Origin of the sequence: Mesorhizobium sp. B2-4-2 (assembly GCF_006442845.1) — a bacterium.
Taxonomy (GTDB): Bacteria; Pseudomonadota; Alphaproteobacteria; order Rhizobiales; family Rhizobiaceae; genus Mesorhizobium.
Window position 1 is genome coordinate 38,028 of the sequence record NZ_VFVM01000013.1, and the last position, 22,759, is coordinate 60,786.

At 63.3% G+C, this 22,759-nt stretch carries 21 protein-coding genes; 10 read left to right on the forward strand and 11 right to left on the reverse strand.

What is annotated here, in order from left to right; translation table 11 throughout:
- Positions 1-203 precede the first annotated feature (203 nt).
- Positions 204-1,748 carry an alpha/beta hydrolase gene (locus tag FJ942_RS24115; RefSeq protein ID WP_140899161.1) on the forward strand — a complete coding sequence of 515 codons (1,545 nt, stop codon included), beginning with the start codon at positions 204-206 and terminating at the stop codon, positions 1,746-1,748.
- A gap of 159 nt (positions 1,749-1,907) precedes the next feature.
- Here FJ942_RS24115 and FJ942_RS24120 read toward each other — a convergent pair whose 3' ends face one another.
- Together FJ942_RS24120 and FJ942_RS24125 are read right to left on the reverse strand one after the other, a co-directional pair.
- Positions 1,908-2,366, reverse strand: a complete 459-nt coding sequence (locus FJ942_RS24120; protein WP_224660459.1) for a cytochrome c — start codon at positions 2,364-2,366, stop codon at positions 1,908-1,910.
- 191 nt (positions 2,367-2,557) lie between these two features.
- Positions 2,558-3,832 (reverse strand): acetylserotonin O-methyltransferase, encoded by a 1,275-nt coding sequence (locus tag FJ942_RS24125; RefSeq protein WP_246679888.1) that lies wholly within the window; start codon positions 3,830-3,832, stop codon positions 2,558-2,560.
- Positions 3,833-4,280: 448 nt separating this feature from the next.
- Between FJ942_RS24125 and FJ942_RS24130 the strand changes: the two genes are divergently transcribed.
- The gene (locus FJ942_RS24130) at positions 4,281-5,717 is read left to right on the forward strand and encodes a PLP-dependent aminotransferase family protein (RefSeq protein WP_140899165.1); all 1,437 of its coding nucleotides are present in this window, start codon (positions 4,281-4,283) and stop codon (positions 5,715-5,717) included.
- A gap of 12 nt (positions 5,718-5,729) precedes the next feature.
- On the opposite strand, the gene FJ942_RS24135 is transcribed toward FJ942_RS24130, so the two are convergent.
- Positions 5,730-6,683, reverse strand: coding sequence for an EamA family transporter (locus FJ942_RS24135; protein ID WP_140557296.1), 954 nt, complete (start codon positions 6,681-6,683; stop codon positions 5,730-5,732).
- A gap of 261 nt (positions 6,684-6,944) precedes the next feature.
- On the opposite strand from FJ942_RS24135, the gene FJ942_RS24140 reads away from it, so the two are divergent.
- The 3 genes from FJ942_RS24140 to FJ942_RS24150 all read left to right on the forward strand — a co-directional run bounded on the left by FJ942_RS24140 (position 6,945) and on the right by FJ942_RS24150 (position 9,806).
- Positions 6,945-7,901 carry an AraC family transcriptional regulator gene (locus tag FJ942_RS24140; protein WP_140899167.1) on the forward strand — a complete coding sequence of 319 codons (957 nt, stop codon included), beginning with the start codon at positions 6,945-6,947 and terminating at the stop codon, positions 7,899-7,901.
- A 129-nt stretch (positions 7,902-8,030) separates the two neighbouring features.
- Positions 8,031-8,732, forward strand: a complete 702-nt coding sequence (locus FJ942_RS24145) for a nitroreductase family protein (RefSeq protein ID WP_246679889.1) — start codon at positions 8,031-8,033, stop codon at positions 8,730-8,732.
- Positions 8,733-8,888: 156 nt separating this feature from the next.
- Entirely contained in the window at positions 8,889-9,806 is a 918-nt protein-coding gene (locus tag FJ942_RS24150; RefSeq protein WP_140899169.1) for an NADP-dependent oxidoreductase, read from the forward strand.
- Positions 9,807-9,998: 192 nt separating this feature from the next.
- On the opposite strand, the gene FJ942_RS24155 is transcribed toward FJ942_RS24150, so the two are convergent.
- Complete coding sequence (locus FJ942_RS24155) at positions 9,999-10,904, reverse strand: LysR family transcriptional regulator (RefSeq protein WP_140899172.1); 906 nt, start codon at positions 10,902-10,904, stop codon at positions 9,999-10,001.
- A gap of 117 nt (positions 10,905-11,021) precedes the next feature.
- Here FJ942_RS24155 and FJ942_RS24160 point away from each other — a divergent pair, with 117 nt between their 5' ends.
- From FJ942_RS24160 to FJ942_RS28955, 5 genes are all read left to right on the forward strand, one after another.
- A complete protein-coding gene (locus tag FJ942_RS24160) occupies positions 11,022-11,444 on the forward strand; it encodes a DoxX family protein (protein WP_140899174.1) in 423 nt (140 codons plus the stop codon).
- A 45-nt stretch (positions 11,445-11,489) separates the two neighbouring features.
- Complete coding sequence (locus FJ942_RS24165) at positions 11,490-12,362, forward strand: NmrA family NAD(P)-binding protein (protein WP_140899176.1); 873 nt, start codon at positions 11,490-11,492, stop codon at positions 12,360-12,362.
- Between the two features lie 156 nt (positions 12,363-12,518).
- Entirely contained in the window at positions 12,519-12,758 is a 240-nt protein-coding gene (locus tag FJ942_RS24170) for a hypothetical protein (protein WP_140899179.1), read from the forward strand.
- 176 nt (positions 12,759-12,934) lie between these two features.
- Positions 12,935-13,204, forward strand: coding sequence for a TMEM175 family protein (locus FJ942_RS28950; RefSeq protein WP_224705536.1), 270 nt, complete (start codon positions 12,935-12,937; stop codon positions 13,202-13,204).
- The gene (locus FJ942_RS28955; protein ID WP_246679890.1) at positions 13,201-13,491 is read left to right on the forward strand and encodes a hypothetical protein; all 291 of its coding nucleotides are present in this window, start codon (positions 13,201-13,203) and stop codon (positions 13,489-13,491) included. The genes FJ942_RS28950 and FJ942_RS28955 overlap by 4 nt, the downstream gene beginning before the upstream one ends.
- A 55-nt stretch (positions 13,492-13,546) precedes the next feature.
- Here FJ942_RS28955 and FJ942_RS24180 read toward each other — a convergent pair whose 3' ends face one another.
- The 7 genes from FJ942_RS24180 to hisS all read right to left on the reverse strand — a co-directional run bounded on the left by FJ942_RS24180 (position 13,547) and on the right by hisS (position 22,688).
- Entirely contained in the window at positions 13,547-14,002 is a 456-nt protein-coding gene (locus FJ942_RS24180; protein WP_140566480.1) for a VOC family protein, read from the reverse strand.
- 21 nt (positions 14,003-14,023) lie between these two features.
- Positions 14,024-15,787 carry an MOSC and FAD-binding oxidoreductase domain-containing protein gene (locus tag FJ942_RS24185; RefSeq protein ID WP_140566477.1) on the reverse strand — a complete coding sequence of 588 codons (1,764 nt, stop codon included), beginning with the start codon at positions 15,785-15,787 and terminating at the stop codon, positions 14,024-14,026.
- Positions 15,788-15,816: 29 nt separating this feature from the next.
- Complete coding sequence (locus tag FJ942_RS24190; protein ID WP_246679892.1) at positions 15,817-16,632, reverse strand: DUF427 domain-containing protein; 816 nt, start codon at positions 16,630-16,632, stop codon at positions 15,817-15,819.
- 432 nt (positions 16,633-17,064) lie between these two features.
- Entirely contained in the window at positions 17,065-18,837 is a 1,773-nt protein-coding gene (locus tag FJ942_RS24195; protein ID WP_140899183.1) for an AMP-binding protein, read from the reverse strand.
- 276 nt (positions 18,838-19,113) lie between these two features.
- The gene (gene hisG / locus FJ942_RS24200; RefSeq protein WP_140899185.1) at positions 19,114-19,812 is read right to left on the reverse strand and encodes an ATP phosphoribosyltransferase; all 699 of its coding nucleotides are present in this window, start codon (positions 19,810-19,812) and stop codon (positions 19,114-19,116) included.
- Positions 19,809-20,930 (reverse strand): ATP phosphoribosyltransferase regulatory subunit, encoded by a 1,122-nt coding sequence (locus FJ942_RS24205; RefSeq protein ID WP_140566465.1) that lies wholly within the window; start codon positions 20,928-20,930, stop codon positions 19,809-19,811. The genes hisG and FJ942_RS24205 overlap by 4 nt, the downstream gene beginning before the upstream one ends.
- 255 nt (positions 20,931-21,185) lie before the next feature.
- Positions 21,186-22,688, reverse strand: coding sequence for a histidine--tRNA ligase (hisS, locus tag FJ942_RS24215; protein ID WP_140899188.1), 1,503 nt, complete (start codon positions 22,686-22,688; stop codon positions 21,186-21,188).
- Positions 22,689-22,759: the final 71 nt, after the last annotated feature.

A 22,759-nucleotide genomic window follows, 5' to 3' on the forward strand; every position in this document is an offset into this window, starting at 1 on the left:
AGCCTCCTTTCCCTGCGTTCTTGACGCCGATGGGAACGCCACCCCCGGCAATGGCCTCGGACGTGCAATGCTGGCTGAGAGTATTGACCGGTGACATTTCTCGCTCCAAGGAGTCTCCTGATCGGGCCCGATCGGCCCGACGTCGTGGGATGGATAGAAGGCCGGCGTCCCCTGAACGTCCCCGCTCGGCCGCGTACGGGTCGATGGAAAGATTGGAGTTCCGACTTCTGGGGTTTCCGGAGTTCCGTCTGAACGGGCAGCCGGTGGAACTCGCCCTGCGCAAGGCGGCCGCGCTCCTCATCTATGTCGCCGAGGCCGGCGGGCCCGTGGCGCGCGAGGTCGCCGCCACGCTTCTGTGGCCCGAAACCGACGAAGAAGCCGCACGAGCACGCCTTCGGCGCACACTGCATAAAATTCGCATCGCGTTCGGCACGGAGGTCATCGCCGCCACGGGGGCATGCCTCAGCCTACACCCGGCGCTTTTCGTCGAGCTCGACTCCAAGGTTTTCGAGCATGCCTGCAATGTCGGCCCTCTCGACGAGGCGGCCGACATCTATAAGGGCGACTATCTCGGCGGCTTCTCACTCCCGGATTGTCCGGAATTCGACGAATGGGTCTTTTTCAGGCGCGAGGCCTTGCGTAGCCGACTGGTGCAGACGCTGGAGCGTACCATCGAAGCGAAGATCGCCGGCGGCGAACCACGCAGCGCGGTCGTGCATGCGACGCGCCTGGCGGCACTCGACCCCTTGAGCGAAAGTGCGCACCGTCACCTGATCCGCGCCCACCTGGCGGCCGGGGACAGGGCGGCAGCCGAGCGCCAGGCCGAAAGCTGTGTCCGGCTGTTACGAGACGAACTCGGCGTAGCGCCGGACCCGGCCACGCTTGCCCTGGTGCGGGAGCCAACTCAAGATGTCACTTTGGACGTGCCCAGGACGCGCTACGTCGAAGTGGACGGCATCCATCTCGCCTATCAGATCGTCGGCAGCGGACCGACGGACATCGTGCTTGTTCCCGGTTTCATTTCGCATGTCGAGCGTATCTGGGAAGACAGACGCTGCCGCGCCTGGATATCAGCGGTTTCGCGCTTGGGCCGCCTGATCCTGTTCGACCGGCGCGGCATGGGACTTTCCGACCGTGTCGGTGTCCGTGCCACAGTCGAAACGACAGCGCAGGATATTCTGGCAGTCATGAACGCGGCCGGCAGCAGCCGGGCCTTGCTCATCGGCGCCTCGGAAGGCGGGCCGGGTTGTGTCCGTTTCGCCATCGATCATCCGGATCGGCTCATCGGCCTTGTCCTGTGGGGCTCGCTCGCGAAAGGCAGCCGCGCGTCGGACTATCCCTTCGCCTTGACCGCCGCGCAATACGATCTGTGGAAGCAGCGGCTGATCGCCGGCTGGGGCGGCCCGGCGGAAATCGAGACCTTCGCCCCGAGCCTCACCGGAGACCGCCAGGCGGAGACCTGGTGGGCGGGATTGCTCAGGGCAGCCTCCAGCCCCGGCGCGGTCGCGGGTCTGCTCGAAGCGCTGCGTGATACCGATGTCCGTTCCCTGCTCGCAAAAGTCTCGGCCCCGACGGTGGTCCTGCACCGGTCCGGCGACCGCGCCGTGCGCGTCGAGGCAGGGCGGCTCCTGGCCGCCGGGATCCCGGGCGCGCGGTTCATCGAGATCGCCGGTGACGACCACTGGTTTTGGGTCGGCGACCAACAGCGGCTGCTCGACAGCATCGGCGCGCTTGCACGAAGCAGCTGATGCGCGATTGCGGCGTCAGCCGCCGTCAGTTCCGCGTGTGGAAATGGCTGTGGGACTGACCGCGAATGGCGAGGCCGGCGCGGATGCCATTTTGGTCATGCTCCGGGACAACGCCGGGCGGCGTCGAGCACGACGTCCGGTGGAAAGCCGGTTTTCGGCCTATTTCGGTGCAGCGGCAGCGGTTCCGCCCGGCGGGATGATCCGCATCATGGATGTCGACACCGTGTCGCCAGGCTTGAACGGGCCCGGGACCTTGTTGCTTACCGGCTTCACGCTTTGCAGGAACGCCGCGATGGCCATGGCATCGTCCGCTGTGAGATGCGCAAAAGCAGGCCAGGGCATAATCGGCGCCAGGGTGCGGCCGTCCGGCCGCTGGCCCGTCTGGATCGCAGCGACGATCTGCTCCGGGGTCCAGCTGCCGATGCCGGTCTCCTTGTCGGGTGTGATGTTTCGACCGGGAAAGACACCGACGCCAGGTATCTCAAAGCCCACATCCGAGCCGCCAAGAAAACGCGACATATCGGGTTTGCCGAAGAAGTAGCCGGGCGTGTGGCAGTCGTTGCAGCCGGCGATCGTGACCAGGTACTCGCCACGCGCAACCTGCGCGTCGTCGGCCATGGCGGCGTATGATGGAAGGGCGACGACCGAGGCCGTGAGCAATGCGAGACGAACTGACGCTGGAAACATGGTTTTCTCCCTTGGTTTGTTCTTGGCTTCTCCTACGACCTTTGTCGTGCTCCCGTCGGGGGCTGCCGTTACGCAGCTCGCCCAGCCGATTGCGGCGCACCTGATCCGCTCTACGTTGCGCCTTACGGTTTGCGGCCGATCACGGCGCCGTTCGCGGCGGGAGCATCGAACCAGACCGTCTCGACGTGCCTGAATCCGGCTTCCTCGAGCCACGCCGAATACTCGGCCGGGGTGTAGTTTCGTCCTTCCGTCTCGATCAGCATGTTGAGGCTCATCAGCGCGGCCGGCGCCGGGCCGGTCTTTTCATCATTGACGAGAAGCTCGCTGATGACGACCGCGCCGCCGCTTGGCAAAGCCTCGAAGGATCGGCGCAGCAGGGCGCGGTTCTTCGCCTCGTCCCAATCGTGCATGATCATCGACAGGAGATGCACGTCGTGTTCCCCGGGAAGCTGTTCGAAGAAATTGCCGCCCGCGGTCTCGATGCGGTCGGTCAAGCCGACCTCGGCGATCTTTCCGGCGGCGATCGCGGCCACATGCGGCAAGTCAAACACGGTCGCACGCAGTGCCCCATATTGTTTGCAAAGCTCGATGTCGTACGCGCCTGATCCGCCGCCGATGTCCAGGAGGCGGCGGAAATGACTGAGATCCACGGCTTCGCCGAGCTTGCGCGCGGTCATCGTGGAAAGCGAATGCATCGCCTCCCAGAAAAGCGCCAGCATCGTAGGATCCTCGCCCTCGAACATCGAGGATTGCACTGCCGGATCCCATGTGGTTGGCCGGTTCGTGCGCAGCGCCTCTGCGAGCCTTCCCCAGCCCGCATAGAGCCGCTTGTCGGCCATCTGCACGAAGCCACCGAAGTAATACGGCTTACCCTTCACGAGATAGGTTTCGCTTAAGGGCGTGTTGCGATAGCGGCCGCCCGTTTTCTCCAGGAGCCCAAGTGCAGCGCAGCCGGTCAATAGCATCTCGGCCGGTCGTTGATGCAGGCCGAGCGCTTCCGCCAGCTCCGCAACCGTGATGGCGGCGCCGCTCGCAAGGCGGCTGAAGAGGTCCAATTCGTGCGCGGCGGCCAGAGTCTTGAAGGCCCAGAAACCGGTCGAAAGCGCCATCAGTGGGACAGCGGAAGGAAGCTCTTGCGTGGTGACGATTGGTCGGTCGGCCGCGCGCAGCCCTGTCTCGCCCGGGATCGAACCGGGCTGGTGGGCAAGCGTTGTCGTGCGCGTAGCAGAGCGCTGATGGTTGGGCATGGCACTCTCCCCAAATGTTGACGGTTGGTTCGCAGCTTCGAGCCGCGCGGTGGTCTCGACGGCGCGGGTTTCGAAAATGCAGCCGATCGAATGGTCCACCAGCACGCGGCGGCCGCCTTGTGCTCGCAAGGCCGCGCCGATGGCGCGCAATAGGGTCAGCCGTGGCGACCGGCGTAGGATCGGCCCCGTGGTCCGGCAGATCGATGGCATGGGCCCGAATGTCCCTCAACAGCTCGGGGGACAAATCCGCGATTGCCCGACGTCTTGAGACGGATAATTGCCAAGTCTTGAGGGCCGCGACTGTGGTTTTCAGCACAGACCAAGGTAGTCGCATGCTCGACGGGTGATGGATTCGAGTCTCCGCTCGAGGCATTTCAGCCTCCCATAGCCAGCCATCCGCTTCTTCCCTTGCCGCCGAAGCAATGGTAAGGAGGCTAGAGGACCGATAGAAGTGCCAATTCATGGATTCTTGGCCAGTCCAATTCAATTTGGCATGACGACACTTGCAAGGCGCTGCCGCTAAGCCGGCAGGACGCAGGAGGACTGGTGGCAGGCTGAATTCCAGTGCCTGCGTCAGACCAATTCCAGTTGCTGAACAATGACGGCCTTTCACATAAGCCTGGTCGGGCGCAAGAATCTCAGCGGCGAGATTTATCGTCAGATACGGCGCGCCGTTCTGGATCGACGGCTGCGGCCCGGCGATCCTCTGCCGCCCGGCCGCGAACTGGCGCGGACGCTTGCCGTGTCCCGTGCCACCGTGACCGTGGTTTATGAACGGCTCGCCGCGGAAGGGTTCGTGACATCCCGGCAGGGGTCTGGGACGTTCATCAGCGAATTGGTCGTGCCGGCCGGGCGAGAAAAGACCGGACGCCGATCTACCGGCGTGCTCCAGCCACGCCATATCTGGGAGGCGATAGCCCCACCACCCGCATTCGAGCCGGTTCGGTTCGACTTTCACGCCGGGTTTTGCGATGCTTCGCTGTTTCCGCACGGGACGTGGCGGCGGTCGGTGGTTTGGGCGCTGCGTTCGAGCGAAGCGACCGCCGGCACTTACGAGCATCCCGCCGGACATCACGATCTCAGGGTCGCAATCGCCAGGCACATAGGCATCTCCCGAGGGATCGGGGCGGCTGCGGACGACATCATTGTCACAAACGGTACGCAGCAGGCACTGGATGTCCTGGCCCGCGTCCTGTTGGCACCGGGCGATGCAATTGCCATTGAAGATCCGGGCTACGGTCCTCCGAGGCATTTGTTCAAGGCCTTGGGTATTCGTGTGGTCGGTGTACCGGTGGATCGCCAGGGCCTGGTCGTTGATGCGCTACCGCGCGGAGTCCGAGCCGTGTATGTCACGCCGTCTCATCAATTTCCGCTTTCGGTCACGATGACGCTGCCGCGCCGGCAGGCGCTGCTGGCCTGGGCCGAGCGAAATAACGCGGCCATCATCGAAGACGACTACGACAGCGAGTTCCGTTTCGGGGGCCGCCCCCTCGAGCCGTTGCAGACGCTCGACGCAAAAGGCCGGGTCATCTACGTCGGCTCCTTCTCGAAGACAATGCTGCCGACGCTTCGGCTGGGCTTCATATTGACGCCGCCATCGCTGCGAGCGGCCGTGCACAAAGCGAAATTCGTCAGCGACTGGCATTCATCGACCCCGGCGCAAGCAGCGCTCGCGCGTTTCATCGATGAGGGCGCCTTTGCGCGTCACATCCGTCGGGTGAACGCAATCTACCGGGAACGGCACCAGATCATCGCGAACGCCATCGCCAATGATTTTGCCGATCATCTCGAGCTCATCCCATCGACAACGGGGCTCCATCTCACCGCTCTTGCCCGGAAAATGTCAGCGGACCGGATCGCCGAGGTCGCCCGCCGCGCAGCCGATCGCAGCGTCGCCGTCCAGATCCTGTCACGGTTCGCCGTGAACGCCATACCGCGAGCCGGCATCATGCTGGGGTATGGCGCCATTCCGACGCCCCGCATCGAAGAAGGGTTGCATTTGCTGCGCGCCTGTTTCGACAGTGAACCGCCCTGACCTTCGATTTATCTACGCCACGCGTGGTTGAGCTGGCCTGGGTTTGACCACGGTGGCGAGTACGATGCCGGTGACAATGAAGGCCGCGCCGACCAGATCGTAATCGTGCAAGCCCTCGCCGAGCAGCAGATAGGCTAACACAGCGACGAACACCGTCTGCAGGTAGAGCAGCATGCTCGCTCGGCTCGCACCGAGCGTTTCCACGCTTTTGTTGTAGAGATAGTACATCAAGGCGCCGCCCGGACCGGCCAGATAGGCGAGCGCGAGAATGCTGTGGACGTCCATGGCGGAGCGTTCGTCGTTGAACAATTCCCACACATGGAACGGCAAGGCGACCAGCGCACCGGCGCCGAGCAGCAGCACGACCATCGGCAGGAGTTCGATGCCGAATTTGGCACGGCGCAAAAGCACGGTGTACAGGCCCCAGCAAAACGCGCTGCCGACGATCCACAGCTCGCCGGCGTTGAACTTGAGTTGCAGCAGCGCCGTCAGGTTCCCGTGGGCAACGATGAAAATCATCCCGGCTAGCGCAACCAGCGCGCCTAGCGACTTCCACAGCCCGAGCGGCTCGCCAAGCACGAAACGGGCGAGCACCATCGTCATGACAGGCGACAGCGCCATGATGATGCCGGCCGTGGTGGCGTCGGTGTCGTTGAGGCCATGGTAGATCATACCTTGGCACAGGGTGAGGCCGATCGCCCCCACCGCGACGACCTCCACGACGCGCGTTCGCAACAGTCCGATCATCGCGTCGTGATGACGGTGCACGATCGGCAGCAGGATGGCGCAGGCAAGCGTCAGCCGCCAGAAGCAGAGGCCCCAGGGTGGCATTTCAGGCGCCACCCATTTGGCCGCGATATAGACGCCAGCCGAAAGCAGCCAGCACAGGACGGCGGCCGGATAGCCGGTCACGGAGGGCACGACCTCGGGTTGCGCGACGTGGTGCGCTATCGGCATTGCCTGCATGTCATGCCCTCCCCTTCGATGACGTCGGCCCGATGCGACAATATAGCCTGCGCGGTTGGGTCGTGCATCCGTTTTGAAAGGCGAAAGAAACTGCACTTGGCCGCGGCGCCTGATACAGGCCCCCTGTTCCGATCGTGCGGCGCTCGGTGGCTCGCTCGCGATCCAGGCGCGAGCGTAGCCGGGTTTGGAAATGTGAGCGACAGATAGAACCAGTGCACAATTGCGATAAGATGCTTCACCATTTCCGGTTTTCGAGGTCCAATGTCTGAAGTGGACTGGCTCAGCCATCTCTTGCAAATCATCACCGTTACCGGCCAGCTCGAGGTCCGCTGCGCCTACGGTGCGCCGTGGCGCATTGCCTGGAGCAAGGCTGCCGCAAACGAAATTCCCTACCATGTCATCGTCAGGGGCCGGGCCATTTTGGAGGATCCGGACACGAGAGCAGCAAGGGAGCTGGTGAGCGGGGATATTGTGCTGCTGCCTCACGGCGCGGCGCATGTGCTGCACGACGGCAGCGGGCAAATACCGATCCCTACCCAGCAACGCCGGGGGGCTGCCGGATGGATGCTGAGCGAGAATGATGGCCGGGGCGAGCAGCTGGATCTGCTGTGTGGGCGATTTTTTATCGCACCGCCCCATGATCGGCTGGTCCGCAACTACCTGCCTGCGGATCTGGTGGCGCGGTCCATGGACGGCGATGAAGAAAACGGCATCGGCTCCGCCTCCAGCCAACTGGCCGGTCTGGTGACGCTGATGCGAATGGAGTCCGCCGGTGACAGAGCCGGAGGACGCGCCATTCTCAACGCGCTTTCTTCGGCCCTGTTCACACTGGTACTGCGCGCGGCGAGCCAATCCGGGAAAGCCCCCGAAGGCTTGTTGGCCCTGGCCGGCAATCCACGGCTTGCTCCAGCCATTTCCGCGATGTTCGCCGATGCGGCACGGCCTTGGAAACTGCCCGATCTGGCCGATTTGTGCGGGATGTCGCGCGCTACGTTCATGCGCCAGTTCCAGGACAAGCTGGGTCGCTCCGCCCTCGATTTGTTGACCGATCTTCGCATGAGCCTGGCCGCCAACGAGTTGAAGAAGCCGGCGATCAGCACCGAGGCCGTGGCCGAGACCGTCGGGTATCAATCCGTCTCGGCATTCCGGCGTGTCTTCGCCGAGAGGATGGGGATGACGCCGGGGGAGTGGCGGCGACTGGTGCACAAGGGCGAGTAAGATGCGCGGTTCGGAATTGGGAAGGCACAGTTGATCCTTTCGCGCATTATATTGAGCTGATTCAGTCTCGAAATAATCACCCCTCCCCGTAGATTAGGCTCCGCAATCACTTGATAAGGGAGCCATCCAATGAACTGCCTCGCCACCACCGGACCAGCAACCCGCGTAGCCGCGCAGATCTTCGCGCAAACCGGGAAGAGCGAAAACGCTTTCGCGACGAATGCCGTCATCGAAACGATCCTGAGCCGCAGCGCCGCCAAGTACTACGATCCCACTGCCAGCCTGAGCGACGACCAAATCCGCGACCTGGTGCGTATCGGCACGTCCGCGCCAACCTCCTTCCACCTGCAGAACTGGCGCTTCATCGCCGTACGCTCGCCGGAAGCCAAGGCACGGCTGCGCCCGATCGCCTGGAACCAGCCGGCGATCACCGATGCGGCCGTGACCTTCATCATCATCGGCAGGCTGGCCGATGCCAGCACCGTCCCAGCCCGCCTGGCGCCCGTGGTGGAGGCCGGCATCATGCCGGCGCACCTGGTGCCGGAATGGGAGATCCCCGCTCGCGGTTTGTATGACGATCAGCCGCGGCGCCAGCGCGACGAGGCGGTACGCTCCGCGACCTTTGGCACCGCGGCGATCATCTACACGGCCCGGTCGCTGGGCCTGGGTTCGACGCCGATGATCGGTTTCGACGCCGAGGCCGTGCACCGCGAGTTCGGCCTGGCCGAAGACGAAGTGCCGGTCATGCTGCTGACCGTCGGGCCGGAGCGAGCCGGCAACTGGCCGCAGAAGCCGCGCATGCCGGTGGCCGATGTCCTGGACTTTGCATAATCCCCGGCAACTCCAGATCTTGCGGAGACAGGGATGGCAAGAACTGCCGCTCTCGTGGAAGGCGCCGCGCCAATGGCTGATTGCGTGAGAGATCGAAAAGTCCTTCCACGCCCGTAAATTACCCCGAACCAACAAATGTCTGAGGAGACAATTCCCATGAAAGCGATCGTAGTGACGGACCAGGCTGCAGGAACGGCCGGGATGAAGTTGGTGCAGCGGCCCGAGCCGCAGGCGGCGATAAACGATGTCGTCGTCGAGATTCATGCGTCGGGGTTCGTCCCGACCGAGCTGACGTGGCCCTCGACCTGGACCGATCGCGTCGATCGCGACCGGACGCCATCGATCCCCGGGCACGAACTGGCCGGAGTGGTCACCGCCCTCGGCTATGGCACGACCGGGCTCTCGGTAGGCCAGCGGGTGTTCGGCCTCGCCGATTGGTATCGCGACGGCACCCTGACGGAGTATATCGCCATCGAGGCCCGCAACCTCGCGCCACTGCCGGGCGATGTCGACTTCACGGTGGGCGCTAGCCTGCCGATCTCGGGCCTGACCGCGTGGCAGGGACTGTTTCAGCACGGCCGTCTTCAGGCGGGGCAGAGCGTCCTTGCGCATGGTGCGGCCGGCGCCGTTGGGTCGATGGTGACGCAGCTCGCACGAGAGGCCGGTGCCTACATCATTGGCACGGGCCGCCCTGCCGACCGCCAGAAGGCGCTCGACTTCGGTGCGAATGAATTCGTCGACCTCGAGAACGACACCCTGGAAGACGTGCGCGGCGTCGATCTGGTGTTCGATGTCATCGGCGGCGACATCCAGAAGCGGTCCGCGGGCCTGATCCGAGCCGGAGGCACGCTCGTGACCGTCGTCGGCCCGGCCGAGACGCGGCCCGTGGATGGCCTGGCGGTCGACTTCGTCGTCGAGTCCGATCGTGCCCAACTGAGCGAAATCGTCCAGCGGGTGCGGGACGGACGGCTGCGGACAAACATCGGCAAAGTCGCGACCCTCGACGAGGCGATCGCCGCCTTCAACTCGACCGAACGACGCGCGGGGAAAACGGTCATCCGTGTTCGCCCGTGAGGACTTGGGGGAGAGAGGACGGTTCCTCTCTCCTCGATTTCGTCCAGACGGGCGGCTCCGGATAGGCTGCGAGCAGCGAGATCTCATGTCGAACCCGGTTGTTTTCAGTGTCGCATTCTGTTGGCCCGCGACCGCCGACCGGCAGACATACTCAGGATGGCAATTTCGGGCGGGACGAAGATGTTCGTCCCGCTATTCGAGATACGGCGCCAGTACATCTTCGATCCATTTCATGAATGCGCGGACGCGGCGCGAGAGATTGCCGCGATGTGCTACGACGAAGGACACGGGGATCGCCCGGCGACGCAAATCGGGCATGATCTCCACCAGCGCTCCACTCTTCAAGTATTGGCCAATCCCCAGGAGTGGCGCTTGAATCAGGCCAAGGCCGGCGACGGCGGCAGCGTCGTAGGTCTGCGCGCTGTTGACGTGTAGCGCGCCTGGCAACTGAAGCGTCGCGTAGCCGTCGCCGTCCGGATATTCCCATCCATGCGGTCTCGCGCCCAGCATCGTCGAAAAATGAATTGTCCGATGTTCCTGGCGCTGGAGGTCGTCCAGCGACCGAGGGACGCCATAGCGCGCCAGATAAGCGGCACTGGCGGCGTTGACCATGCGCAACAGGCCCAGCGGGCGGGCAATCAGCGTCTCGTCTCCGATGGGACCAAGTCGCAAGACGCAGTCAAACCCCTCTTGAACCAGATCGACTTGCCGGTCGGTACTCGACACCTCCAGCTCCAACTCGGGGTGAGCCGCCATGAACTCCGGCAAGGCCGGCACGATCGTCGTGCGCGCCACTTCGGTCGGAAGATCGACCCGTAAGCGCCCGCGAAGCGCCACGCGATCGCCGGCGAACATCGAGTGCAGATCATCGACTTCAGCCAGCAGATCGCGGGCACGGGCATGAAACGCGCGCCCGTCCTCCGTCAGGCGCACGCTGCGCGTCGTGCGGTGCAGGAGCCTGGCACCGACGTCTTCTTCCAGCTTCCGGACCGCCGTCGAGGCCCTCCCCTTCTGGATGCCCAGGCTATCGGCCGCGCGGGTGAAGCTGCCCATTTCCGCTACCGTTATAAAAATGAGGACGTGCTCGAGATTCTGCATTTCGTGCCTCGTATTGTTTTCCAAGAAGAGAACAGTTGGTTCATTTTCTCGGTGTTTATCACACTCAGGAGGCACAGTAAGTTTCGGATATGGGATCTCCCCATCGGAGAACGACAAGTGTCCGAAACCATGAACCCGCGTCAGGCAGCCGAAACCGTGACCTTGCATCGCGCCCTGTGGGCCGGCCGGATCATGAGCGCGTTTGTCGTTATCGCTCTGGTGGCAGACGGCACCATTCAGCTTTTCGCGCCGACACAGATCGCGGGCATGTTGCAGGAAACCGGGTTCGCGATGGACCTGACCCGTGTCATGGGGCCGATCATACTCGCCTGCGCCATCCTCTACGCCATTCCGGCCACCGCCGTCCTAGGCGCGATCCTGGTGACGGGCTTTCTGGGCGGTGCCATCTGCGCCCACGTCCGCATTGGTGAGTTGGGATCGCCGCCGGAGATCATTTCCCTGCTTCTGGGCGCGCTGGCGTGGGGCGGCCTCTATCTGCGCGATCCCCGAGTCCGGGCCATTCTACCACTCATCCATTGAACCAACCGGGGCAGTACCCTGTCCCCCGACATCAGGAGAAAACACATGTTTCTAGTCATGGGAATCACGGGAAAAGTTGGCGGCGCAACGGCAGAACATCTGTTGGCGCACCGCAAGGATATACGCGCGCTCGTCCGCAATCGCGAGAAGGCGGCCAATTGGGCGAACAAGGGCGTGGAGCTGGTGGAGGGCGATTGGAATGATCCGGCAGCCATCGAGCAAGCGCTCGGAGGCGTCGAAGGCGCGTTCGTCATGTTGCCCCCTGTCTGGGCGCCCTCGCCCGATTACAAAGAAGCAAAGGGCGTGATTGCAAACTATGTCGAGGCGCTCACCAAGGCAGCGCCGCCGCGCGTGGTCGCGCTTTCGTCGATGGGCGCGAACCGAGCCAGCGGGCACGGGGTGATCACGGCCCTGTCGCTTCTGGAGCAAGGTCTTCGCGACCTGAAATCGCCAATGGCATTTGTGCGCGCCGGCGGGTTCTTCGAAAACTTCCTCTACGGCTTGCAGGTCGCGCAGGGCGGAACGCTACCGGTCTACTACAATCCGACAAACCGGAAATCGACCATGGTCGCGACAAACGACATAGGCGCGGAGGTCGCAACCCTTTTGACCGGGCCGGCGTGGTCGGGCCAGCGCGTCATCGAGGTTGGTTCGATGGTCACCGCCGATGACGTCGCGGGACAGCTGGGTGAAGTCCTCAATCGCGACGTGAAAGCCTTTGCAATCCCGCGTGCAGGCTGGGCGGAAGCCTTCGAGCAATTCGGCATCCCCAAGGGCCGCTCCGGACCTGCCGAAGAAATGTTCGAGGCCGTGAACGCGGGATGGATGGACCTCGGCGCCGCGAGTACGGAGCACGTAGCCGGTACGACGTCCGCACGCGATGTGTTCGCGGCTGCACAGCACGCCGCCAAGGCGTAAGTGCGGGAGAGACAGAGACTTCCCGCTTCTGCGTTAGACAACGCGCGGGAAGTGCTCAACTGTGAAAAGAAACGCGAAGCAGCTCGGAAGCGGATGTGGCAGGCGAAAACAAGACGTGCCGGTTGGCGCGCTTACCGAGCGCCCGAACGTCTATGAATGGCAGGCGCGCTGATCGATCCGCTGCCGGTGCTCTATCATTCTTCGTCGAGCCCCCTCTATGAGCGGGCGGTGAAGGAGTGGGGGGCTGAGGCGGTGCCCTTCAAGCTTGAGGTCGGCGCAAGGCGAATGCGCGTTTGTTGGACGGCTGCTATGCGCCTCTTTCCCGCCATTCAGCAAACTTTCAAACGTTCCCGAAAGTGGTCGTTTTCGTCTGCGTTCATGGCGGCAGAGATGTGAGCCGGATCCGAGCGGATCATCGATCTTCATTGCCTTCCCGATTGGCGCTTGGTTTGAGTGGCACGGGAAGACGCTATCTCGCAAGACCCTGAATGCCGGAACTCCGAGCCGAGATAGGTAAGTCGACAGCCAATTGACGCAAATATCTTGCCCTGCGACTCTAGAAACGACTGAGCATGTTCTCTGATGGCGTATTCGCCGTTCTCATCACCGTGCTGGTGCTGGAGTTGAGACCACCCGGTCAGCCGACTTTCGTTGCGTTGCTATCCCTGTGGCCGACGTGGCTGAGTTACGCTGTGAGTTACATCTTCATCGCCATCGTCTGGGCCAATCACCACTACCTCATGCGCTACGCTCGCGAGACGACACCGCACTTCATGTGGTTCAATTTCGCGCATTTGTTTTCGATCTCACTGCTCCGCTATCCACTGCTTGGATGGCGGTGAGCGAACTCGAGCCGCAGCCCGTAGCCTTTTACGCAGCCGCCTTCTCTCTGGTGAATGCAACCTACATCGGGCTGATCTGGGAGTTGCTCGATCGGCGAAGCAGCGTCAAGATTTCGCCCAAAGTACGCAGGCTCATGCGCGTCCGATCCTTTACGACCTTGGCCCTCTTCGGCGTGGCTGCAATGATTGCGCTGAAGTACCCCCTTGTGGGCTTGGCTCTCTGCATCTGCTGTCTGCTCGGCTATTTGAATCCCGAACCGCCAATGGCTGAAACGCGGCGAAACTGACAAAAGTAGGCCTAACTCCGCAGCGTTTTTGCGATTTCACAGCGCTGCTCGCGCATCACACATCAGGGTGTCCCCGTTCCTGCAGCACCCAAGTGTTGCCATCTGGATCCGAGAAGCCCGCGAAGCTGGCATAGTCTCGGTGGTTGGGGTCGAAACCTGGGGCGAACGCCCCACCCCAGCCGTCGATCGGAGCCTTGTGCTTGAGTTCGCTGACTGCGACTCCGCGTTCGAGCAACCGGCTTCGCGCAGTCTCAATATCCGTAACGACAAGATAGATGTTGCGAAGCGACCCTGCGGGCGCGTCCGTAACGCCTTTGCCGAATTGTATTGAGCAGTGGGAGCCAGGCGGCGTGAGCTGGACCACACGGAAGGTGGTGTTCGGCGCATAGTCGACATCGAGCGCAAAGCCGACCCGGTCCACATAAAACCGGAGCGCACGATCGATATCGCTTATCGGCAGTGTGACAACCTCAAGCGATAATATTCCGAACGCGGCTGTGCCAGACTTCATAGTCCGTCCCCTTCGATTAGCTTACAAATCGATGACTAGATCACGGGTCGGTTGCGAGCAGCAAATGAGAAGGTTGCCGTCGGCCGGCCTTTCAAGCGGTTCAGGCTCATAGGCGATCGCGCCTGATATCAACCCACTTTCGCAGTTGTGACAAACACCGGTTCGGCATGACCACCGGGAGGGAACGTCACAGGCCTCTGCCAGCTCCAGAATGCTCCGGTACACTGAAGGGTTCCAATGGGCGGCTACACCACTTCGAGCGAAGGAGACCAGCGGACCGGCATCGGTGTCGCCTTCCGGCAGATGTGGCGCGCGCCGCTCGCTGGCAACAACACCGGGGTTCAGCGGCTCGCTCCCGTTGAAGATCTCGATACGAACGCGATCCGGGGCGACGCCCGATGCGGCTAGCGCCTCTTTCATGTCTGCCATGAAGTCGACAGGTCCGCAGAGATAGACGTCCGCGTCCTGCGGGATACTGACACTATTGAAGACCAATGGTGATAGGTGGCCGGTTGCATCAAAATCGACGCCGAGTCTGTCGACCGGGTCTGGCCTGCTATAGCAGACATAACTGCGACCATGGGGGAGACTGGCCATCAGACGGCGGACTTCGGCTGCAAAAGGATGGTGCCGTCTGTCGCGAGCCGCGTATAGCCAGAGGACCTGCCGCGTGTCCCGGGCTGCCGCCAGCGCGTATAGTATTGCCAGAAGAGGTGTCGCGCCGATGCCTGCGCTGAGCAGTACCACGGGGCTCTGCCCAGGCTGCAATATAAAGCTTCCGCGCGGCGAGCTTACGTCGACAAGATCGCCTATCCGCACATGATCCCGCAGAAAAAGGCCGGCCGTCCCGTGCGGTTCGATCTTGACGCTGATTCTGTAGCGCTCTTCCGAGAGTGGGCCCGAGAGCGAGTAGCTGCGAAATAGCGCAGCACTGGAACGGGTCGGGCGAAGGCGCAGCACGATATATTGACCAGGTAGAGCGGGCGGGAGCGGCTTTCCATCGGGATGCCGCATCGACAGAGAGACGACGTCCACGGACTCCTGCTCTAGATCAGCCACCGCGAGCGGCTGAAATCCGGGAGCAGCAGGGTGTAACGCGGCTGGCGGAGCGAGCCCGGCATTGCCGCTCTCTACGCCGGTCGATTGGCTGCGCAGCAAAGCCTCAAAAGAACCCCGCCATCCTGGCGAAAGCGCTTTGATCCGCGCCGCGCGCTCCAATTCGACGCGGGGATGTTCCGGTGAATAAAGCAGTGCATTCAGCTCAGCGACGGTTACCCGTTCATTCGCTTCGCCCACCTTGAGGATTTCGTCGCCCGCTCCTACCTCGCCTTCTTGCAGAACTCGGAAGTAGAATCCTGGCCGGCCGCTGGAAGTCAGCAATGCCGGCATTCGGGGCTCGTCCATGCGGATGCCAACCCGGTAGCATGTGACGCGAGGTTGAGTGACCTCGAAAAGCGCGCCTCCAATACGAAATCGATCTCCGATGCAAACTGCATCGTCTGGCAAGCCCTCGACCGTGAAGTTTTCGCCGAACTGACCATAGACGAAGTCGGTTCTGTTCAGGTGCTTCTGCCAGTAGCGATATGATGCGATTTGATAGACGAAGACGGCCCGCTGCTCGCCCCCGTGCCCAGCGAGGTCGCCCTGACCGTCGCCGTCCAAATTCAATCGGCCAACGCGACAACGTCCGGCTACCGGGTTTTTGAAAATGCCGGTGTATACTGTGCGGTCATTCCAAGAGATGTTGCGCGGAAGCCCCACGTTCACGGACAATAGTCGCGCCATGCTCCGCTCCGTTTAATCGCGACCGGTAGCTAGCCCCCGGCAATCATTTCGGGGCCTCCACCAGGTGCCCGCTCCAACTCGGCCACATCGAGATTTCGATCAGGACCGTGAGGGACGACCGTCTGGCCAGGCTCGAGATGAAGCTGAACGTCGTCGAGGAAGACCGAAACTATGTCCGGCTCAAACGACACAAGGTTGGCAATGCGGCGGACTTCGGGATAGGCGTCGGTGTAGGACCATGCCGCCTGACGAGCGTCGCCAATAGAATAATAGCTGCAGAGCCCTTTGTAGGGACAGAACGTCTGAAGCTTTACCGCTGTGAGGGAGGACTCGTGGATGTCATCACGAGGGACATACCAGCGTGGAGCGAACCCGGATTCGTACAGGCCCAATGGATGCCTGGTATCCGCAACGACGCGGTCGTTGTAGCGGACCACGAGGTGACGAGAACTCTGTCGAATATCTATGCGATGGTATGGGTCGGCAGCATGACCCAGGATTCGTTCGTCTTCTTCATAGAAGGCATCCATGGCGCGCCATGCGAACGCCAATCGTCCCTGGAGTTCTGTTGCATGGGCAGGGAGCTTCGTGTGTTGCCACGCTCCTCTGGCGGCCACGTGTTGCTCGCCTACCCGGACAGTGTACCATGAAGTAGACCCAAGATCAGGATGTTGGGTGATCTTCTCTGTCCGCTCCAACACATGTGCTGAAATGTCGGACTCCGGAAAATAAGCTACCGGGTAGCGGGCGGGTTCAAACAGTAGGAGAACGTCCTCGCTTTCGGCAACCCAAACCCCGCCAAACAATACGCGCATGCGCCGGCGCAGCCGTTCCACATATAACATTCTTTTGGGCAACGCTTCGGGGACGAGAAACCGACCGATGGCTCCCGTCGAGAGAGGACCTTGTTGCCAAGACAGTCCCACTGCTCAGTTCCCGATATCGCGGCAGAGCCGCAAATAGCTATTTGCAACGTAAGTCCGAGAAATTGGTTCCACCACCGATCGCAAACTTCCAGAGCGGCTCGCGCGCTCGGAAATTCGCACCCACTTCGCGGAAGACGGCTAGGCGACTGCAAGCCGGCTGAGGGACGGCCGTTCGCACGCTATATGGGTCGATCAAATCGGCGCGGCGCAGCAGCAATCGGCTATTCAACCACCCCAGCGATTGTCCACTTTGGCAGGCGTATTGCCTATAACCTGCCAGTCCGCTTTCGGCCCCGAAATGCGACATTCACACTCGTCTCGGCAACCGCACCTTCCTGCCCCGCGCTCGCCTCACGCAGTCTTCTGCGTCACCAGCCCCAGTTCCTCGACCATCGCCTGGCGCATCAGGAATTTCTGCGGCTTGCCGGTCACCGTCATCGGCAATTCCGTGCGGAAGCGGATGTGGCGCGGGACCTTGTAGTGGGCGATCTGGCCGGCGCAGAAGGCCTTGATCTCCTGTTCGGTGGCGATCTGGCCGGGCTTAAGCACAATCCAGGCGCAGAGCTCCTCGCCATATTTGGCGTCGGGAACGCCGAACACCTGCACCTCCCTCACCTTGGGGTGTCGATAGAGGAACTCCTCGACCTCGCGCGGATAGACGTTCTCCCCGCCGCGGATGACCATGTCCTTAACCCGGCCGACGATGTTGCAATAGCCCTCGGCATCGATCGTGGCGAGGTCGCCCGTATGCATCCAGCCGTCCGCATCGATCGCCTCGCGGGTCTTGTCCTCGTCGTCCCAATAGCCCTTCATCACGGAATAGCCGCGTGTGCAGAGTTCGCCCGGCGCACCGACGGCAACGGTTGCGCCATCGGCATCGATGGCCTTGACCTCGACATGGGGATGAACGCGCCCGACGGTCGAGACGCGTTTTTCCAAGGGGTCGTCGACGCTGCTCTGGAAGGAGACCGGGCTGGTCTCGGTCATGCCGTAGGCGATGGTCACTTCGGACATATGCATCAGCGACACCACCTTCTTCATCACCTCGATCGGGCATGGCGAGCCGGCCATGATGCCGGTGCGCAGGCTGGACAGGTCGAAGGCGGCGAAATCGGGATGGTCGAGCAGGCCGACGAACATGGTCGGCACGCCGTAGAGGCCGGTGCAGCGTTCCTGCGCCACGGCGTTCAGCGTGGCGCCGGCATCGAAGCCCTCGCCAGGGAACACCATGGTCGCGCCCTTGGTGACACAGCCCATCGTACCCATCGACATGCCGAAGCAATGGTAGAGCGGCACGGGAATGCAAAGCCGGTCGTCGACCGTCAACCTGATGGCCGAGGTGACGAAATTGCCGTTGTTGAGGATGTTGTTGTGGGTCAGCGTCGCGCCCTTGGGTGCGCCCGTGGTGCCGCTGGTGAACTGGATGTTGATGGCGTCGTCCGGCTTCAGCCCCTCGGAGATGCGGTCGAGGCTGTCATGCTCGTCGCGCCCCGCCATGGCCAGCACATCGGCGAAGTTGAACATGCCGGGTGAGTTCTCCTCGCCCATGCGGATGACGATCCGGAGCGCCGGCAGTTTCTGTGCCCTAAGCTTGCCGGGCGTGGCCGTCGCGATCTCCGGCGCCAGCGTCTCGATCATGCCGATATAATCCGAGGTCTTGAAGCTGGCCGCGGTGACCAGAGCCTTGCAGCCGACCTTGTTCAGCGCATAGTCCAGCTCGGTGAGCCGGTAGGCCGGGTTGATGTTGACCAGGATCAGGCCGATGCGGGCGGTGGCGAACTGCGTCACCAGCCATTCCCAGCGGTTGGGTGACCAGATGCCGACGCGATCGCCCTTTTCGAGCCCCAGCGCCAGGAAACCGGCGGCCAGCGCATCCACCGTGTCGGAAAGCTCGCTCCAGGTGAAGCGCTTATCCTGGCCGACGAAGACGGCGGCATCGAGCGTGCCGTATTTGCCGGCCGTGTCGGAGAACAGTGCGGGAATGGTCTTGTCGAGCAGCGGCACGCCACGCTCGCCCGAGACATGCGCCCTGCCGTCGACGGGCGCGACAAAGACGCTGCCGGCGTACGCGCCGCGTCCGCGCAGATTGGTGGCGTTCTTCAGCTCGTCGAGATTGACCGGCATCGCTCTCTCCTCCCAGGACATCCGAGCCTATCAGCCTGCCGCGATGGTGGAAATCCCGCCGAAGGTAGGGCCAAGGCTTCGAAGACGGGCCGCACCGCCTTCCACGGTCATAAGAATGGCAGGGTCGTGAGAATGGCGCAGAAACGAAAAACCCGCCTCGAAGGGCGGGGGCACAAATCATCACCATAGCGATATTTGTAGCATAGTGGCCGGCACAAAGCAAGAACAAAATTGTCCGCCGCTAGGCACGACGATCGCCGAGGCATGCTGGACGGGCTATCCCTTCACCGAGGCCATGCTGGCCGCTATGTCGCGCAGCATCGCCTCGTCGGCCGTGGAACGCGTCTTTCGCGACGCGACGAGACACGCTTGCGACCGCAGCACGACGCCGTCGACCAGCACCTTGAGATGGTTGGCGCGCAGCGTCGAGCCGGTGGTGGTGATGTCGACGATGACATCGGCAAGGCCGGCCGCCGGCGCGCCCTCGGTGGCGCCCAGGCTCTCGACGATGCGATAGACCTGGATACCGTGCTTCTGCGAGAAGAATTGCTGGGTCAGCCGCCAGTATTTGGTGGCGATCCTGAGCCGCCTTCCGTGACGCTGGCGGAAATCGGCGGCGACATCATCGAGGTCGGCCATGGTCTCGACGTCGAGCCAGATGTCGGGCACGGCCACCACGACATCGGCATGGCCGAAGCCGAGACGGGCGACGATTTCGGCGCGCGCCTCCCAGTCGGCGAGGTTCTCGCGCACGAGGTCCTCGCCGGTGATGCCGAGATCGACGGCACCTTGCCCGATCTCGCCCGATATTTCGGAGGCGGACAGGAAAACGACCTCGACATTGTCCATGCCTTCGACGCGGGCGTGATATTTGCGCTCGTCACCGGGCAGGCTGATGGCGAGGCCGGCTTTCGCCAGCACCTCCAGCGCCTGCTCCTTCAACCGGCCCTTGGACGGGATCGCCAGCGTGATCATGGCGCGTGCTCCCGCAATGCCTCGATGCGGTCGAGCCAGACTGAGAAGCCGACGCCGGGGATCGGCGTCTTGGCGCCGAGCAGCGTCAGCAGCCGGTCGTAGCGGCCGCCGCCGGCCAGCGGCCTTTCACCATCTTGCGCCGCGATCTCGAAGACGAGGCCGGTGTAATAATCGAGCGGGCGGCCGAAGGCGGCGTCATAGCGGATCTTTTGCGCCGGCAGGCCGTTCGCCTCGACGGCCTTGGCGCGCGCCGCGAATTTTTCCAGCGCGGCCCCGAGCGATAGCCCGGCGGCACCGGCAAAACTCTCGAGCGCCTGGGCCGCGCCGTCGAGCGGCACGTCGATCGCCAGAAAGGTCTTCAGCGCCGCGAAGGCTTCGTTGGACAGCCGCACGCTGCGCAGCTCGGCCTTTTCGATCAGCCGCCGCGCGATATCGGCCGGCGCGCGTCCGGCCGAAGCCGACAGGCCGGCCTGTTCCATGCCGCCGGCTATATGCGCGGAGAGACCGTCCAGGTCACCGTCGAGCACAAGTGCCGCGACCGGGCCGGAGAGCTGGCTGTTGCGCGGCGGATTGGCGAGATCGGCAAGGGCTGCCTCCAGCATCGTCGCCGAGCCGAAGGCGCGGGCGAGCCGCATGCGCCAGCCGCGCGGCAGGCCGAGAGCCGCCAGCACCGCCTCGAAGATGGCCTGGTCGCCGAGCGTGATCGAGAGCGGCTGGCCCGGCAGCGCCAGCGACAGCAGTGCATGCGCGTCGGCCACCGAACGGGCATCGGCAGCGGCCGTGTCGCGGTCGCCGAGATCCTCGATGCCGGCCTGGAAGAACTCGTTGCCGCCTTCGCGGCGCTGGCGGAACACTTCGCCCAGATAGGAGTAGCGACGCGGCGTACCGGCCTGGCTGGCGATATGGTCGAGGCAGACGGGAATGGTGAATTCCGGCCGCAGGCAGAGCGTCTGGCCAGTCTCGCTCTCGGTCAGGAAAATGCGGCGGCGCAAATCCTCGCCCGCCATGTCGAGGAACGGATCGGCCGGCTGCAGCACGGCGACCTCCACCGCATGCGTGTCGCGGGTCGCGAAGAGGCCGGCGATGTCGGCCGCGATGGCGGGATAGCGGGAGGTCAATTTGCAAACCTCAGCGCTGTACGACCCTCTGGTCCCAAACCGGAGACGCCAATGATCCAGGTCAAGGCTGGTGCTCTACGGCGCCCCCCTCTGCCCTGCCGGGCATCTCCCCCTCTAGGGGGGAGATTGGCTGCTTCGCAGCTGGTGCCCTTCTTGGAATCCTGAAAATTGGCGAAAGCCATGGTGACAGCCGATCTCCCCCCTTGAGGGGGAGATGTCCGGCAGGACAGAGGGGGGCGCCGTAGAACGCGGCCTCTATTTGCCACGCGCCCTCTCCTCAGCCTGCTCCGCCAGGATCTTTCTCACCTGCGCCACCAGCTCGCTTTCCGCCACCGTGACCTGCGCCGGGCGGGCGGCACGCCATTCGGCGTTATCGGTGATCTCGGCCGACAGGCGCGCGCCTTCGATCAGGTCCTTGATCTGCAATTCGCCCTTGGCGCGCTCGTCGCCGCCCTGGATGATCGCGACCGGGCAGCCGCGACGGTCGGCATATTTGAGCTGCGCCTTCATGCCGGCGCCGCCGAGATACATTTCGGAGCGAATGCCTGCGGCACGCAGCTCGCCCACCATCTTCTGGTAGCGGCCGAGGCTGTCGGTGTCCCTGTCCATCACCAGCACGACGACCGGCGCGATCACGTCGGCGTTGTCGAGCTTGCCGAGGTTCTTCAGCGCCGTCATCAGCCTGGAAACGCCGATGGAAAAACCGGTCGCCGGCACCGGCTCGCCGCGGAAGCGCGACACCAGCCCGTCATAGCGGCCGCCGCCCCCGACTGAACCGAAGCGCACGATCTGGCCATCCTCGTTGGGGATCTCGGCCAGGAGCTCGGCTTCGAAGACCGGGCCGGTGTAGTATTCGAGGCCGCGCACCACGGAGCGGTCCATGGCGACGCGATCTTCGCCGTATCCCGCCGCCCTGACCAGGGCCTCGATGGTCGCGAGCTCGCCAACGCCCTCCTGGTAGACGGCGTTCGCACCGACGCTGGCATCCTGGCCGGCCTGCGCGTTTCGCGCCGTCGCCAGAAGAACCGCCTCGGCTTGCGTATCATTCAGCCCGGCGCCTTTGGCGAAGTCGCCCTCGCCTTCCTTGCCGCCGTCCCAGCGCCCTGGTCCCAAGAGAAGCCGCACGCCTTCCGGCCCGAGCTTGTCCAGCTTGTCGATCGCCCGCAGCACGGTCAGCCGACGACTCGTATTCCCTTCACCTCCGAGGCCGATCGCCTCGAGCACGCCGTCCAGCACCTTGCGGTTGTTGACGCGGATGACGTAGTCGCCGCGCTTGATGCCGAGCGCTTCCATCACATCGGCCATCATCATCGCCATCTCGGCGTCGGCGGCGACGCCCGGCGTGCCGATCGTGTCGGCGTCGAACTGCATGAACTGGCGGAAGCGGCCGGGACCGGGCTTCTCGTTGCGGAACACCCAGCCGGAACGGTAGCTGCGATAGGGTTTTGGCAGGCGCTCGAAATTCTCGGCGACGAAACGCGCCGTCGGCGCGGTCAGGTCGTAGCGCAGCGACAGCCACTGGTCGTCATCGTCCTGGAAGGAGAACACGCCTTCGTTCGGCCGGTCCTGGTCGGGCAGGAATTTTCCGAGCGCATCGGTGTATTCGATCAGCGGCTGGTCGGCGGGTTCGAAACCGTAGAGTTCGTAGACCGAGCGGATGGTCGCCATCATCTTCTCGACGGCGCGGATATCTTCGGCGCTGCGGTCGGCAAAACCGCGCGGCAGCCGCGCTTTCGTCTTTTCCGATTTGTCGGCCATGGATTCGCCCGGTGTTTCGTGTTGCTGAAAACTCAACAGCGTTGCGATTTTCGCAACGGGCGTGTCCTAAC

What these genes read in the sequence shown, in the direction of transcription:
- FJ942_RS24150 (WP_140899169.1), top strand. Translation starts at nt 8,889, where the DNA reads ATGAAAGCGATCGTAGTGACGGACCAGGCTGCAGGAACGGCCGGGATG.
- FJ942_RS24180 (WP_140566480.1), bottom strand. Translation starts at nt 14,002, where the DNA reads ATGAAGTCTGGCACAGCCGCGTTCGGAATATTATCGCTTGAGGTTGTC.
- FJ942_RS24130 (WP_140899165.1), top strand. Translation starts at nt 4,281, where the DNA reads ATGACGGCCTTTCACATAAGCCTGGTCGGGCGCAAGAATCTCAGCGGC.
- hisS (WP_140899188.1), bottom strand. Translation starts at nt 22,688, where the DNA reads ATGGCCGACAAATCGGAAAAGACGAAAGCGCGGCTGCCGCGCGGTTTT.
- FJ942_RS24195 (WP_140899183.1), bottom strand. Translation starts at nt 18,837, where the DNA reads ATGCCGGTCAATCTCGACGAGCTGAAGAACGCCACCAATCTGCGCGGA.
- FJ942_RS24170 (WP_140899179.1), top strand. Translation starts at nt 12,519, where the DNA reads ATGGCAGGCGCGCTGATCGATCCGCTGCCGGTGCTCTATCATTCTTCG.
- hisG (WP_140899185.1), bottom strand. Translation starts at nt 19,812, where the DNA reads ATGATCACGCTGGCGATCCCGTCCAAGGGCCGGTTGAAGGAGCAGGCG.
- FJ942_RS24120 (WP_224660459.1), bottom strand. Translation starts at nt 2,366, where the DNA reads ATGGCCGACGACGCGCAGGTTGCGCGTGGCGAGTACCTGGTCACGATC.
- FJ942_RS24155 (WP_140899172.1), bottom strand. Translation starts at nt 10,904, where the DNA reads ATGCAGAATCTCGAGCACGTCCTCATTTTTATAACGGTAGCGGAAATG.
- FJ942_RS24135 (WP_140557296.1), bottom strand. Translation starts at nt 6,683, where the DNA reads ATGCAGGCAATGCCGATAGCGCACCACGTCGCGCAACCCGAGGTCGTG.
- FJ942_RS24140 (WP_140899167.1), top strand. Translation starts at nt 6,945, where the DNA reads ATGTCTGAAGTGGACTGGCTCAGCCATCTCTTGCAAATCATCACCGTT.
- FJ942_RS24165 (WP_140899176.1), top strand. Translation starts at nt 11,490, where the DNA reads ATGTTTCTAGTCATGGGAATCACGGGAAAAGTTGGCGGCGCAACGGCA.
- FJ942_RS28950 (WP_224705536.1), top strand. Translation starts at nt 12,935, where the DNA reads ATGTTCTCTGATGGCGTATTCGCCGTTCTCATCACCGTGCTGGTGCTG.
- FJ942_RS24145 (WP_246679889.1), top strand. Translation starts at nt 8,031, where the DNA reads ATGAACTGCCTCGCCACCACCGGACCAGCAACCCGCGTAGCCGCGCAG.
- FJ942_RS24190 (WP_246679892.1), bottom strand. Translation starts at nt 16,632, where the DNA reads ATGTTATATGTGGAACGGCTGCGCCGGCGCATGCGCGTATTGTTTGGC.
- FJ942_RS24185 (WP_140566477.1), bottom strand. Translation starts at nt 15,787, where the DNA reads ATGGCGCGACTATTGTCCGTGAACGTGGGGCTTCCGCGCAACATCTCT.
- FJ942_RS24115 (WP_140899161.1), top strand. Translation starts at nt 204, where the DNA reads ATGGAAAGATTGGAGTTCCGACTTCTGGGGTTTCCGGAGTTCCGTCTG.